The sequence below is a fragment of the Nocardia yamanashiensis NBRC 100130 genome (assembly GCF_001613325.1).
Classification (GTDB): domain Bacteria; phylum Actinomycetota; class Actinomycetes; order Mycobacteriales; family Mycobacteriaceae; genus Nocardia; species Nocardia yamanashiensis.
In genome coordinates, this window is record NZ_BDCD01000057.1 from 1 (window position 1) to 13,555 (window position 13,555).

The following is a 13,555-nucleotide window of genomic DNA, read 5'->3' on the forward strand; positions in this document are numbered from 1 at the left end:
AGCCGCCGAGCCGCCGCCTCCCCCAACCCGCTGGCCGCCCCCGTAACCAAAGCAACCCCCCGGTCCCCCACCCGCACTGCACCATTCATGACCACCCACCGACCCCGAAGCGTCATCGGACGCCGAATCGTGCCAACCGAGGATTACGTACTAATGGTTGCACCCGGGCCGGCGCCGGGCAGACGATTAGCCGAAGAGCAACTCGATGCGGTTGTCGCGAAAGATCTCCAGCAGCACATCGAGAACGGTCTGCCCGGATCCCTCGGCCAAAGGGACCGCCAAACTCGCGCGAGCGGATTCCGAGCGCGGCCACCTCAACGTAAACGGATTGGCCGCTCCCCATCCGCCACGCAAGCAGTCCTCCAGCGCATCGAGATTCCAGCCGAAATAGCCGCCGGGGCCATTGACTGCTTCACCCAGCGCACAGTAGAAGCCGTCGATATCGGCGATCCCGGTCGGATCCATCGTGAACACTTGTCCTGCAGCGGAATCCGGCCTGCCGCGACGCCGGTAACTGTTGGAGAGCAAAGCTACGGACAGCCACGCTCGCCTGCCGTCTGTATCGAGATCACGCCACATGCCCAGCCGATTCAGTTCGCCCACGCGGATCCGATTCCAGATCCGACCGGATCCCGGCAGCGCGAGGTCGCACCACACCATCCCAGCGAGATCGACCAAACCCGGTCCCAGCTGCGAAGTCCGCACCGTGGTGACCGTCAGGCCGGAAAGGAAGTACGAGCCCATTGCGATGCCGTCCCGATCGAGAATGTCGAGATGCGCGTTGCCGGCTTCGAAACCACCGGCGCGTTGGGAGCCCAAACCTTTTCGCAGCTTGCCGCGCGGATCACAGCCCAGCAGCTGGATCTCGCGACGATCGCCCGAGTCACGAGCCGCGAAGAGTCCCCGGACATCGAGGACCGTCCCCCAATGATCGTCATCGTCGTCACCGATGAGGGTGCACGCTCCCAGCCCCCAATGATCGACCGACGCCAACGATGTATCCCTTCGAACTCTTGAACAGGAACTACGCCGACAAGTGTGACACTGTCCATCAGTGCAACCACCCGCCTGGCAGAGCCACGTTTTTCGGCGGGACCGATGAATTTCGCGTCGATCGGTAGTCGATACGGCTGAATGCACCCACACCGGGGATCTGTGCTGGACGGTTCCAGTGCGGGAGGAACACATGGAGGCAGTGATGAGCGTCGACGAATCCACACGAGAGCAGCAGAACGCGGCCGGTGCGAGGGCGGCAAAACCCCGGGTGCTGGTGGCGGGGGCGAGCATCGCGGGACCTGCTTTGGCGCACTGGCTTAATCGGCGGGGTGCCGAGGTGACGGTGGTGGAGCGTGCGCCCGAGTTGCGGCCCGGCGGGCAGGCGGTGGATGCGCGGGGTGTGGCCAAGGACGTGATCGAGCGGATGGGGCTTGGTGCGACGGTTCGTGCGGCGTGCACCGATACCGCCGGCGCGTACACGGTGGATGAGAACGGCGAGGTGCTGGAGACGTTTCCGGCCGATGCGGACGGGTATATCGCGGAGATCGAGATTCTGCGTGGCGACCTTTCGCGTGTGCTTTACGACGACACCCGCGAGGATGTCGAATACGTCTTCGGTGACCGGATCGACGGGCTCACCCAGGATGCGAGCGGGGTTGACGTGGTTTTCGCGAGCGGCAGTCGGCGGCGTTTCGATTTGGTGATCGGTGCCGACGGCCTGCATTCCGCCTTGCGCGCCATGGTTTTCGGTCCGCACGAGAAGTACCTGCGTCACCTCGGGCACGTGCTGGCCTTCTATAGCGTGCCCAACGAATTCGGTTTGGACCGTTGGCTTCTCGAATATCAGGAGTCCGGCCGGACCGCTCTGCTCCGCCCCATCCAGGACGCCACCCGCGCCATGTCCATGTTCTATTTCACCGCGGGCGAATTCGACGTCGATTACCGCGACATCCCCGCCCAGAAACAACTGCTCCGGGAACGCATGGCAGGCCTCGGCTGGCTGACCCCCGCCATCCTCGCCCACCTGGACGACACCCCCGACTTCTACCTCGACCAGGTCGCCCAGGTGGTCATGGACAGCTGGTCCGACGGCCGCGTGGCCCTACTCGGCGACGCCGCCTTCAGCTCCTCCCCCATGTCCGGCCAAGGCACCGGCCTGGCCCTCGTCGGCGCCTACATCCTCGCCGGCGAACTCGCCGCCGCCGGCTGGGATCCCGAACTCGGCTACGCCCGCTACGAAGACCGCATGCGCCCCTTCGTCGAAGCCAACCAGGAAATCGGCCGCCTGAACGCCCGCAGCCGAGACCTCCCCACCCCCGACTCCGAACCGGCCCCCGACTTCACCGGCGACTGGTTCATGGACCTCGTCGGCCGCGCCCTCAACGGCATCGAATTGCCCGACTACGCGGGGGTGCCGGACTCCGGGGCCTAGGGTTCGGGTATGACAGTCGCAAGGGTGTGGTCCGTTACCTCGACGACTCCGACCGAGGAGGACGCGAAGCAGATCGCCCGGATCATGGTGGCCGAACGGCTGGCGGCCGGAGCCGAGGTGACGGGTCCGGCCTTCTCCGTGTTCTGGCACAACGACGAACTCGGTGAGGGCCAGGAGTGGCGGGTGACCCTGAGAACCGCTGCGGGGCTTCGTGACCGGCTCGCAGCGCGGGTGCTGGAGCTGCACCCCTGGGCACCCGTGCCGGAGATCGTCGCTTCGCCGATCGAGTGGGCAATCGACAGCTATGCCGATTGGGTCGAAAAGGTCACGGCTGCAACGGAATAGGGCTGCGTGCGTAGCGGTCGACGCGGCCGACGGTGACGAATCCGAGGCGGCGGTAGATCGATTCGCCGTCGGGGGAGGCGGTGAGAATTATTCGGTTTGTTCCGGCTTCGAGTGCCAGGGCGAGGGCTTGTTGGGTGAGGGCGGTGCCGATTCCGCGGCCGCGGTGGTCGGCTCGGGTGACGATGTGTTCGATCGATGAGCCTGCGGTGCTGGTTACTACAGCCGCACAGCCGAGGGTTTCGCTGTGCTCACGCCATAGTAGGTAGCGGGTTGAGGCGAGTTCCATGCCCTGGCACAGGCCGGGGATCAGCGCGTTGGAATCGGGGATGCCTGACCAGACGGCTGCCCATTGTGCGAGGCCGGGTTCGTCGGTGACTTCCTCGATTTGCGCTAGTTCGGATCGGTGGAGTTCGGGGGGCGCGGTCTCGTCGTTGCCGGTGTGGACCATGAGCGGCTCGGTTTCGAAGTGGGCGAGACCGTTTCGGGTCAGCAGGTCGGGAAGCTCCGGCGGATCGATTTCCGGCCAGAAGTGCCATGACGAGGGGGTTTCGCCGAACAACTCCCGCAACCGCTTCATCTCGAGCGACAGGTCACCGCCGAGCCGCAGGACTCCGTTGAGTTCGTCGCTGGGGGCACCGGTACGGAACCAGCTGGATGCGCCATCCGTGCCGGATTCCTGCGCTCGCACCAAATGCGTTGCGATATACGTGGTTACCGCGTCGAGGTAGCGCTGCCGGTTGCCCGGTGAGGTCATCGTCCGTTCCTTCTCAGGGTGGGTGTGGAAGTGAACCCTAGCCGCGCATGGTCGATCAGCCACCCATCGCCTCGATATGCGCCAGCACATTGATCACGGTGCCGCCCGGATCCTCGACGAAGAACCGACGCACACCCCACGGTTCGTCCGTCAGCGGATAGACGACTTTCGCTCCCCGCTGAATCGCCTCGGCGTAAGCAGCATCGACCAGTGCCGGATCGCCCATGTCGATCCCGAATCGCGGCGTGGGAGTTTCGGTTCCAGGCCGCAGTACGATGACCTGCGCCGCCGGGTTGCCGGGTGCGCGCAGCCCCAGAACGGGGCTCTCCATGGCAACTTCGAGTCCGAAGACGCCGGAGTAGAACTCCGCGAAAGCGGCGGAATCGTCACCATCGATGTAGGGGTGGATGCGTTCGATCATGTGATGATCTTGGCGGGTGAGGCACGGAGATCGCTTGTACGAATCGGAACAATCGGTGGACTTCACCGTAGGTCCGCGAATCTTCACTCCGGTCATCGAGCTCGAGCCGAGTTCATTGCGCGTGCGTAGAGGGCACGCGATTGCGCCGATGACTTTCGGGTCGTGCGGTCGTCTGTACCTCCAGGGCTATCGACAAGGCAGGAGTGCGGCATGGTGGGATCGGTTCGGGCGGGTGTGGTTCGGGTGAATGGGGTGGATCTGGGGGTCGAGGGCTTCGGGCGGGTGGAGGATCCGCTGGTGCTGCTGGTCGGGGGGACCACGATGTTGTCTTGGCCGGACAGTCTTTGCGAGCGGCTGGCGGCGGGTGGGCGGCGCGTGGTGCGGTGTGACCTGCGGGATTCCGGGGCTTCTACGACCATCGATCCGGAGCGTCCGGCCTATGATCTGCGCGATCTCGCCGATGATGCGGCGGCGTTGGTCGAGGCGCTCGGAGCCGAGAGGGCGCATCTCGGCGGGGTGGGGGTCGGCGGGATGGTTGCTCAGGTGGCGGCGCTGGAGCATCCGGAGGCGTTCTCCGCGTTGACTTTGGTCGGGACGCGGGCGGTGGCTCCGGGGCCCGTCGACGCGGATCTGCCGGACCATGACATGTCGGTGCTGGGGGTGCTGTTTTCGCATCCGATGCCGGATTGGACCGATCGGGATGCGGTGGGGGCATTCGCGGCCTCCGGAGCCGAGTTGCTGGGTAATGTTCCGGAGGAGGCGCGGGCCGTGGCGGTTCGGGTCTGGGACCGGACACCGTCGGATGATCCCGCCGTGCATCAGGCGAACCAGCTCGGAATGGTGTTCTCCCGGATCGATTGCGCCCCGCGCTGGCGGGAGCGGCTCGGTGAGCTCGATTTGCCGACGCTCGTGGTGCACGGTCGCGCGGATCCGTTCTTCCCGGTCGGCAATGGCGAGGCGCTCGCCGCCGAGATTCCCGGGGCGGTGCTGCTCGTACTCGACGAGATGGGGACCGCCCTGCGCCGCGATGCGGCCGATCGGGTCGCCGCCGCGATGCTCGCCAGGTAACCGAGCATCGCCGTCAGCGGCCGTCGATGGTCATGCCGAAGTGGAGCTTTCGACGCTGCGGCCGGCGAAATCGAACGATCCGCCGTCGATACCCCAGGAGATGATCCGCTCGGGGCGAATGCGGATGACGGCGCGTTCCTGCGGCGGGAACGGCGGCTCTTCGTCCTGGAGCGCCTCGGCCGTGCCGCGCACCTCGATACCGCGAATCACGTACGGGTCCAACGACACCTGCTGATCGATGACGAACGACACGCGGCTGCCCGCTTCGACATTGCGGTACTTGCGGCTGCCGCGCATGCGCATGCCGCCGATATCGATGGTGCCGTCGGCGTTCACGCGGTAGCCGGTGGGGTTGTTCTGCAGCACGCCGTCGGGCGAAACCGTTGCCAGGCGGCCGATTCCGGCTTCGGCGAGGAACTGCTGTTCGTTGGCGGTGAAGGTCATGGTCGTTACCCTTTCTCGAATCTAGCTGCGCTAGATGATGGAGCAAAGGTAACACTGCGAGCGGTAGGTTGTCTAGCGTTGCTATATCTTCGATCCAAGCGACGCGTGCCCGCAGCATCGGCGGGCACGCGGGCGGCGGCATCCGTCAGGGCGTGACGATGGCGAAATCAGGGTCGGGCTGTTCGAGCAGGCCCAGAAGTCGTTGCAGCACAGTGGTATCGCCGACCTGGTCGATGCCGTCCAGCCCTTTCCCGGCCAGCAACCCCAGCAGCTGAGGCTTGGTGAGCGTGAGGGTCAGATCGACTTCGGCCTTGCGACGCGGGTCGACGGTGCGAATGAGCGCACCATTGGAGAGGGTCAGGCGCACGGTGGTGCCGAGATCGGTGAACTGCCAATCGATCACGAAGGATTCGGCGGCGGCGCGCGGACCGTTCACGCGAATGGCCACGGTGTCGAAGAGCTGCTCGACCGACAGCGCCGCCGCCATACCACCTGCCAGGTTCAGCGCGGTCGGGTAGATGCCGTCGCGAAGTTCCTTGGCGCCCATCAGATAGAAGCCGCGCCAGGTCGCGTTCTCGGACCCGTAGCCGAGCGTGGTGTAGACCTCGGCGAGCGCGTTCTTGGCTGCCGCATTGCCGGGTTCGGCGAACACCGCGTGCTTGAGCAGTTCCGCGGCGAAGCGCAGATCACCGTCGCGGGTGAAACCGGCGGCTTTCTCCAGCACCGCGTCGATTCCGCCGAAAGCCTGCACGTAACGGGTGGCCGCCGCCTCGGGCGGATGCTGCCACAGCGAGCTGGGATGACCGTCGAACCAGCCGAGATAGCGCTGGTAGATGGCTTTCACATTGTGGCTGACCGAGCCGTAATACCCACGCGCACTCCAGGAGTCGGCCAGCCCCGGTGACAGTTCGATCTGCTCGGCGATCTCGGCGCCGGTCAGCCCCTGGTTGAGCAGGCGCAAGGTCTGGTCGTGCAGGTAACAGTACAAATCCCTTTGGACGCTGAGGAATTCGACGAGATTGTCGGTCCCCCAGGTCGGCCAGTGATGGGAGGCGAACGCGACATCGGAATCGCTCGCGAACATGTCGATCGCCTCGTCGATGTAATGCGACCAGATCCGCGCATCGCGAACCAGCGCACCGCGCAAGGTCAATACGTTGTGCAGATTGTGGGTGGCGTTCTCGGCCAGGCACAGTGCGCGATGGTTCGGGAAGTAGAAGTTCATCTCCGCGGGCGCCTCGGTGCCGGGCGTCATCTGGAACACGATGGGCACCCCGTCGACCGTCTCGCGCTGCCCGGTCGCGGTGATGTCGATCGTCGGCGGATACAGGCTCAACGTGCCGGTGGAGGCCTGAATGCCCAGGCCGGTACTCATCTGTCCGTCGGGCGCCGGGCCCAATCCGATGGCGTACATGTAGCTGGCGCGGCGGGTCATGGCGTTGCCGGCGTAGACGTTCTCCGAGACGGCTTCGGCCATGAATCCGGCCGGGGCCAGGATCGGCACCTCCCCCGGCCCGTCCGGGAGCACACCGGCGACGCCGCCGAAGTGATCACCGTGCGAATGCGTGTAGATGACCCCGGTGACGGGCCGGTCGCCGCGATGTTCGCGATACAGCGCCAAGCCCGCCGCCGCGCATTCGGTGGAGATGAGCGGGTCGATGATGATCACGCCGGTATCGCCCTCGACGATCGTCATGTTCGAGATGTCGAACCCGCGAATCTGATAAATCCCCTCGACCACCTGATACAGCCCGTTCTTCACATTGAGCTGGGCTTGACGGAACAGGCTGGGGTTCACCGTGTCCGGGCACGGACCATCCAGGAAGGCGTATCCGGAGGTGTCGAAAACGATCGCGCCGTCCGCGTCGCGGATGGTCATCGGGGTCAGGGTCGCGATGAATCCACGGTCGGCGTTCTCGAAATCGGTTCGATCCTCGTAGTCCAAAGCCATCCCGGATCAGCTCCTCGGGTTCGGTTACGGTACTGGTCACGCCGATTTTCCAGGGGTGGGGTGGATGGCGCATCGCCCAACACGGGTGATTTGCCGGTTTGCGACCCTGACGGCGGGGACCGGCGAAGGAGCGCCCCAGTTCTGAATCAGGCCGGCGCTGACCGCAGGATGACGAGGACGGCGTCGACCAGCGGTGCGAGCTCGTCAACGCCGGTTTCGTGGTGGGTGATGAAGCGGCGGAAGAACAAAGGTCCCGCCAGCAAGTCGATGGCCAATTCCAGGTCGACCGCATCGGCGATCTCCTCGCGGGTGCGGGCGGCAGCCAATACCTGGCGGAACGGTTCGCGCTGACGGTTGGTCAGATCGGCGTGCAGGCTGCGCAGTTCCGGATCCCGTTCGGCGGCATCGACGAAGGCCGCCAGCATTCGCGCCATCGGTGGATTCCGCAGTGCCGCATGCAGTTCCATCAATAGTTCGAGTAGGTCCGACCGCAGGTCCCCGCTGTCGGGCGGCACCAGTACGGGCGCCGCCAACGGCAGGGCATCGATCAGCAGTTCGGTGCGCGACGACCAGCGCCGGTACACCGTCGCTTTACTGGCCCGCGCCCGCTGCGCCACCGCGTCCATGGTGAAACCGGACAGCCCTTCATCGGCCAGCAACTCCAGCGCAGCCTGCAGCACGCGCCGCCGCGCCGCCTCGCCACGCGGAATCGGCCCACCGGCTTCACGAATCGTCTTGTCACCCATCGAACCAGGAGCGTACCGTTATTTATCGAAACAGTCTCGTACCGATAGAAGGAGTCGAGTGATGACAAGGTCAGTGCAAGGTTCACAGTCGGCGAGCACCTGGACCGAGGTAGCCGTCGACGAACCCGTGACGATGATCAACGTCTTCTCCGTCCCCCTGGACGAATCCGAGAAGTTCCTGCACCGCTGGCGCACCTACAACGCCCAGATGATGTCCGAGCAACCAGGTTTCGTCCGCGCCGTCATGCACAAAACCATCGCCGGCGACGCCATCAGCTTCGTCAATGTCGCCCAATGGGAAAGCGGCCACGCCCTCGCCGAAGCCCGCACCAACCCCGAATGGCTGGCCTCCGTCAAATCCATCCTCGACGACCCCGACCTGCACGTAACCGCCCGCCCCGGCGTCTACCAGGTCGTCTTCGACGTCCAGCCCGGCGGTAAATAGCCCCGCCGCCCGCGCTCATCCGGCGGCGAGCAGATCCAGCTCTTCCCCGATCGCCCGCCGCACGGCGTGATGCCGGGAACCGAGCGCATACCGCGGGTCCATCCACCGGTCCCGCGGGTACAACCACACCGGCCCACCGACCAAATCCTCCGGTTCCCAGTCGAATCGGGGCCACACGTGAGCGTGCAGGAAGTGGTCGGTGTTGCCGAGGATCTCCAGGTTGATGCGGCGGAAGGCCGGATCGAGGCGGCGGCAGGCGCGTTCGATCGCTTCGCCCAGCCGATCCATATCGGCGAGGAATGCCCGCCGGCGGGGTGCGGGCAGGTCCGACAGCCGTTGCACCGCGGGATCATCCGCGAGCAGGACCGAATAGCCGGGTAGGAATTGAACGTCACCGATGACGGCGAAACCGGCGTTCAGTCTCCGGATAACCGTCGGATTCTCACCGCGCAGGGCACTGCCGATCCGGTCCGCGCGGAAATCGGTACACATGAACCAACGATAGGTAGATCCAACGGGATGCGAAGGGGTTGAGGTGGGATTCGAGGACGGCTGGGACAGTTTCGCCGCGTTGGTCGATGGCGAGTGGGTTGAGCGTCGGCCGCGGCGGGCGGAGGTGGCCGGGCAGTTGCGGCGGGAGGCTCGGGTGATGCCTTGGCTGGCGCCGTTGTTGCCGTTGGCGGTGCCGGTGCCGTGGGTGGTCGGGGAGGAGCCGTTGGTGGTTCGGCATGCGCTGGTGCGTGGGAGTGCGATCGAGGAGGGCGGGGTCGAGGAGGGGGTGGCGGTGGGGGCGTTTCTGCGGGCGTTGCATGGCTGTCCGGTGGCGGAGGCGGTGCGGCGGGGGTTGCCGGGGGCGGAGGAGACTCGGCGGGATCGGGTGGAGACGGTCGGCCGGTTTCGGTCGGAGGTTTTGCCGTTGGTTCCGGTAGGCGTGCGGGCGGCAGCGGGCGCTGTGCTCGATGCGGCTGCCGCGACGCCCGCGGACACGGTGGTGCACGGGGATCTCGGGCCGGAGCATGTGCTGGTCGATGGCCGGCGGGTCAGCGGGGTGATCGACTTCGGGGATGCGCATGTCGGGGACAGGGCAATTGACTTGGCGTGGGCGTTGTTCGGGGCGCCCGAGGCTTTCGCGGAGGGGGTGGCGTCCGCTTACGGGGTTACCGATGATGTTCGACGGCGCGCGTTGATCTGGCATCAGCTCGGGCCGTGGTACGAGGTGATGCACGGGTTGGATCTGGGCGGCGACGAGACGGTGCGAAGCGGGATGGCGGGGGTCGTGGACCGATTGACCGCGGCCGTGAACTAGTGGCCGGACCCGGTGGTAGGCGGCCGCCGGGTCACGGCGGGGTCCGGCTCAGCCCGGTGGCCCGCACCAGGTCACTCACCCGGTGACGGGAGTCTCCGCCTCCGGGGTGTCGGCGACGGTGCGCTTGGGGCCGGTGAACCAGCGGCGTGCGGAGGCGAACCACCAGACGGCAATGGCGCCTACGACCGCGATCAGGGTGAGTGGAGCGTAATTTACTGCGTTCCAGGTGAATTCGTCGTTCCAGGGGTAGCCGCGATCGTCCATGGGCAGGATGAACAGCAGGCTGATGAACACGATCCAGATCAGAGCGATGATGCCGATCGGGCGGTACCAGCGGCCGAGTTGCCAAGGGCCGGTGTGGAATCGGGCGCCGTGCAGCTGGCGCAGCAGCACGGGGATGCCGTACGCGATGTACAAGCCGATGGTGGCCACCGAGGTGGCGGCCGCGTACGCGGTGGGGGCGTTGGCGGCGGGCACCAGCATGGACGGGATCAACAGGATGAAGGCGAACACCGAGATGAACAGCACCGCGTTCACCGGCACCTTGCGCGCCGACAGCTTCGACCACAATGCCGAACCGGGCACCGCCCCGTCGCGGCTGAACGCGAACAGCATGCGGGACGCGGACGTGACCGAGGCGTAGCCGCAGAACAATTGGGCGATGGCGGCGATGACGAGCAACAGGCCCGACCAGAACGAATTCAGCGAGTTCTCCAGGATATAGATGACCGGGTAACCGCTGTTCTTCGCCGGATCGAGCGCGTCGTCCAGATTCGGGATCGCGAAGGTCACCGCCAGGATCAGCAGATACCCCGCCACCGCCGACACGATGATGGTGTTGATGATCCCCTTGGCCGCCATCCGGGACGCGTCGTGCGTCTCCTCCGACATGTGCGCCGAGGCGTCGTATCCGGTGAAGGTGTACTGCGCGTGCAGCAATCCGAGCAGGAAGCTGAACGCCACGCCGCCGAAGCCGACCGCGCTGTTGTCCACGGTCTCGGTGAACACGAACCCGACGCTCTGATGGTGTTCCGCGCCGATCCCCAGCACCAGCACGAAGATCGCCACGCCGCCCACGTGCCACCAGGCGGAAATATTGTTGATCAGCGCCGACAGGTGCGGTCCGACCGCATTCAGCACCGCGTGCAGCACCAGAATGGCGGCGAACACCAAGAAGATGGCGGTGCGATCGGTGCCGATATCGATACCGATCACATTCAGCACCACGGTGGTGAAAATGGCCGCGCCGTAATCGATGGCCGCCGTCACCGCGATCTGCCCGATCAAGTTGAACCAGCCGGTGAACCAGCCCCAGATCGGCCCGCCCAATTCCGAAGCCCACCAATACAATCCGCCCGAGGTCGGATAGGCGGACGCCAATTCCGCCATGGCCAGGCCCACGAACAGCACCATGATCGAGACCAGCAGCCAGCCCCAGGCCATGGTGATCGGCCCGCCATTGGCCAATCCGATGCCGTAACTGGCGAGTCCGCCGGTCAGGATGGAGACGATGGTGAAACTGATGGCGAAGTTGGAGAATCCGGACCAGGACCGGGCCAGTTCCTGTTTGTATCCGAGTTCGGCGAGCCGTTGTTCATCGGCGGATGGGCGCTGATTTTCGGTCATTCTTGCTCCCGCGTGAAAACGCCGCCCTCACACGGCGTTTGCCAGAAGATCAGTGTGAAGTAATCGCGAACCAACCGCAGGCCAATGTGGAAATCGGCGCACCTTACCCCGAGACCGGGTCCGGGCGGCATCACTCTGCGGAGGGATTCCCGCGCCGGGGTCTTTCGGTAGGTTAGGAACAGTGCAGCCCCCGTCGACCCCTCGCCTACGCGCCTGCCTGCTCGTGGCTGTGCTCACCGCCTGCCTGCCGATGCTGGTGACCGCTCCCCCGGCCCGCGCGGACGGGGCGGTGAGCGGAGGCGATGTGTCGGTGGCGCAGTCGCTGGGCGATCGGGAGCTGACGGTGATCGTGCGGCGCGCCGAGCCGGGACCGCTGCGGGTGGAGGTGGTCACGCACACCGGGACCGCGGCGGGCACGCTGACGCTGGGGGCGACGCCGGCGGACAGCGGCGGTGCATCGTCCTCCACCACGGTGGAACTCGGCGAGCGGGCAGGTCCGTATCCGGCGACGCTGCGGGTCGATCATGCCGGGCCGTGGGAGTTGACCGTCTCCGATGGCGAGCGCACGGCGCGGATTCCGTTCCTGGTGGCGGCACGCGTCGTAATGCCTTGGGAGCGTGCGGCTTACGGTGGATTCTTCGCCGCGGGCGTCCTGCTACTGGTCGCGATCGGGACGGCGCTGGTGGCCCGGCGCGGGTGGATGGCGCTGCTGCCCGCGGGAGCATTGATCGCCGCGCTGACGGTCGGCGTCACCGGGGCGGTGCTGTCGGGCCGCGCCCCGGCGCCCCGGCCGGCGGGCAGTCTGCTCGATCCGACCTCGGGCAATATCGGCAACCCGTATCCCGAGCGCGATCTGCCCTTGACCACGAATTACTCACGGCCACCGGCGAATATGACGGTGCGATCGGCGCCCGCGGCGAACGGCCGGACCGGTGAGATCACCCTGTCGCTGACCGATTCGGCGACCGGCCGCCCGGTGGATGATCTGCTGATCACCGATGACGCCCTGCTGCATCTGATGGTGGTGGGGCCGTCCGGGCGGTTCTGGCATCGCCATCCGGTGCGCACCGCGCCGGGTGAGTTCCGGGTCAGCCTGGGCGGCATGGAATCCGGTGAATACGCCGTGGCCGCCGAGATCGCGCGGCGCGGCGGCGGCGTGCAGTTGCTGCGATCGAGTTTCCGATCCGCCGAATCCGGTTCCGGTACCGGCACTTCCCTGTCCCCCACCGAACTCGCCACCACCGATCCGATCGCCGGCGAACCCACCACGCTCACCGCCAAGTTCGGCGGCCCCGCCGATCTGCAACCCTGGCTGGGCATGCTCGGCCATCTCATCGCCGTCGGCCCGCTGCCGGATAACACGCCCACCGGCGCGGCCGCCGCCACCGCCCCGATCTGGGCGCACGCGCACGCCATGGCGCCCCTGCGGAACGGCTCCCAGCCGCCGGACGAGACGGTCGCGGCCTACGGGCCGAATGTGGCTTTCACCTTCACCTTTCCCCTGCCCGGCCGCTATCTGGTCTGGGTGCAGGCCGAACGCGGGTACTCGGTGCTGACCGTGCCCGCCACGGTCGATGTCCGAGCGGAGGCGACGCGATGACCGCGAGACGTGGACTACTCACCGCCGCCGTCCTGGTGGTAGCCGCGCTGCTGGCCTGGTGGCTGTGGCCCGGCGACAGCGCGAACGCGGTGTCCCGCATGAGCGCGGGCCCCTACAACGTCCGGCTCGACACCGGCGATCCCCGCACCGGGGACAATGCCGTGAACCTCGAAATCACGACGGCACAAGGCGATTCCGCCGCCCCGGACAAGGTCTCCCTCGCTCCGTCCATGCCGCAGATGGGCCACGCCCTGCCGCCCAGCACCGCCACCGCGGTCACGCCCGGCCACTACCGCGCCACCGTGAACCTGCCGATGCCAGGCCAATGGGAGATCACCGTCCAGGTCTCCGGGTCGCAGGGCACGGGCGCCGCGACTTTCTCCGTACAGGCCAACTGAATCTCGGTGCCGGCCAACTGAAT

14 protein-coding genes and 1 pseudogene are annotated in these 13,555 nt (G+C 66.4%); 7 read left to right on the top strand and 8 right to left on the bottom strand.

What is annotated here, in order from left to right; all coding sequences use genetic code 11:
- Window positions 1-335: 335 nt before the first annotated feature.
- Window positions 336-465, bottom strand: a pseudogene (locus NY1_RS45595) (barstar family protein); the annotation flags it as partial.
- 733 nt (window positions 466-1,198) lie between these two features.
- Here NY1_RS45595 and NY1_RS40605 point away from each other — a divergent pair.
- Both NY1_RS40605 and cutA read left to right on the top strand, forming a co-directional pair.
- Window positions 1,199-2,428 (top strand): FAD-dependent monooxygenase, encoded by a 1,230-nt coding sequence (locus tag NY1_RS40605; RefSeq protein WP_084536310.1) that lies wholly within the window; start codon window positions 1,199-1,201, stop codon window positions 2,426-2,428.
- A 9-nt stretch (window positions 2,429-2,437) separates the two neighbouring features.
- Window positions 2,438-2,773 (top strand): divalent-cation tolerance protein CutA, encoded by a 336-nt coding sequence (gene cutA, locus NY1_RS40610; RefSeq protein WP_067723239.1) that lies wholly within the window; start codon window positions 2,438-2,440, stop codon window positions 2,771-2,773.
- On the opposite strand, the gene NY1_RS40615 is transcribed toward cutA, so the two are convergent.
- Both NY1_RS40615 and NY1_RS40620 read right to left on the bottom strand, forming a co-directional pair.
- Window positions 2,754-3,527 (bottom strand): GNAT family N-acetyltransferase, encoded by a 774-nt coding sequence (locus tag NY1_RS40615; RefSeq protein ID WP_067723241.1) that lies wholly within the window; start codon window positions 3,525-3,527, stop codon window positions 2,754-2,756. The two genes, cutA and NY1_RS40615, sit on opposite strands and share 20 nt — an antisense overlap.
- A 55-nt stretch (window positions 3,528-3,582) precedes the next feature.
- Complete coding sequence (locus NY1_RS40620) at window positions 3,583-3,948, bottom strand: VOC family protein (RefSeq protein ID WP_067723243.1); 366 nt, start codon at window positions 3,946-3,948, stop codon at window positions 3,583-3,585.
- A 210-nt stretch (window positions 3,949-4,158) separates the two neighbouring features.
- On the opposite strand from NY1_RS40620, the gene NY1_RS40625 reads away from it, so the two are divergent.
- Window positions 4,159-5,016 (top strand): alpha/beta fold hydrolase, encoded by an 858-nt coding sequence (locus tag NY1_RS40625; protein WP_067723245.1) that lies wholly within the window; start codon window positions 4,159-4,161, stop codon window positions 5,014-5,016.
- A gap of 30 nt (window positions 5,017-5,046) precedes the next feature.
- Here the strand turns inward: NY1_RS40625 and NY1_RS40630 are convergent, their stop codons facing one another.
- The 3 genes from NY1_RS40630 to NY1_RS40640 all read right to left on the bottom strand — a co-directional run bounded on the left by NY1_RS40630 (window position 5,047) and on the right by NY1_RS40640 (window position 8,157).
- On the bottom strand, window positions 5,047-5,460 hold the full coding sequence (locus NY1_RS40630; protein ID WP_067723247.1) for a PPOX class F420-dependent oxidoreductase: 414 nt from the start codon (window positions 5,458-5,460) through the stop codon (window positions 5,047-5,049).
- A 145-nt stretch (window positions 5,461-5,605) separates the two neighbouring features.
- On the bottom strand, window positions 5,606-7,411 hold the full coding sequence (locus NY1_RS40635) for an alkyl/aryl-sulfatase (RefSeq protein ID WP_067723248.1): 1,806 nt from the start codon (window positions 7,409-7,411) through the stop codon (window positions 5,606-5,608).
- A 146-nt stretch (window positions 7,412-7,557) separates the two neighbouring features.
- A complete protein-coding gene (locus NY1_RS40640) occupies window positions 7,558-8,157 on the bottom strand; it encodes a TetR/AcrR family transcriptional regulator (RefSeq protein WP_067723250.1) in 600 nt (199 codons plus the stop codon).
- A gap of 61 nt (window positions 8,158-8,218) precedes the next feature.
- Between NY1_RS40640 and NY1_RS40645 the strand changes: the two genes are divergently transcribed.
- Window positions 8,219-8,602: an antibiotic biosynthesis monooxygenase family protein gene (locus tag NY1_RS40645; protein WP_067723251.1), complete on the top strand. Its 384-nt coding sequence runs from the start codon at window positions 8,219-8,221 to the stop codon at window positions 8,600-8,602.
- Between the two features lie 15 nt (window positions 8,603-8,617).
- Here NY1_RS40645 and NY1_RS40650 read toward each other — a convergent pair whose 3' ends face one another.
- On the bottom strand, window positions 8,618-9,094 hold the full coding sequence (locus NY1_RS40650) for an HIT family protein (protein WP_067723253.1): 477 nt from the start codon (window positions 9,092-9,094) through the stop codon (window positions 8,618-8,620).
- 43 nt (window positions 9,095-9,137) lie between these two features.
- Between NY1_RS40650 and NY1_RS40655 the strand changes: the two genes are divergently transcribed.
- Window positions 9,138-9,908 carry a phosphotransferase gene (locus tag NY1_RS40655; protein WP_067723255.1) on the top strand — a complete coding sequence of 257 codons (771 nt, stop codon included), beginning with the start codon at window positions 9,138-9,140 and terminating at the stop codon, window positions 9,906-9,908.
- A 75-nt stretch (window positions 9,909-9,983) separates the two neighbouring features.
- Here NY1_RS40655 and NY1_RS40660 read toward each other — a convergent pair whose 3' ends face one another.
- Window positions 9,984-11,534 (bottom strand): amino acid permease, encoded by a 1,551-nt coding sequence (locus NY1_RS40660; protein ID WP_067723257.1) that lies wholly within the window; start codon window positions 11,532-11,534, stop codon window positions 9,984-9,986.
- Between the two features lie 181 nt (window positions 11,535-11,715).
- Here NY1_RS40660 and NY1_RS40665 point away from each other — a divergent pair, with 181 nt between their 5' ends.
- Window positions 11,716-13,134 carry a DUF8832 domain-containing protein gene (locus NY1_RS40665; protein ID WP_218028572.1) on the top strand — a complete coding sequence of 473 codons (1,419 nt, stop codon included), beginning with the start codon at window positions 11,716-11,718 and terminating at the stop codon, window positions 13,132-13,134.
- Complete coding sequence (locus NY1_RS40670) at window positions 13,131-13,532, top strand: FixH family protein (protein WP_067723261.1); 402 nt, start codon at window positions 13,131-13,133, stop codon at window positions 13,530-13,532. The genes NY1_RS40665 and NY1_RS40670 overlap by 4 nt, the downstream gene beginning before the upstream one ends.
- The last annotated feature ends 23 nt before the right edge of the window (window positions 13,533-13,555 follow it).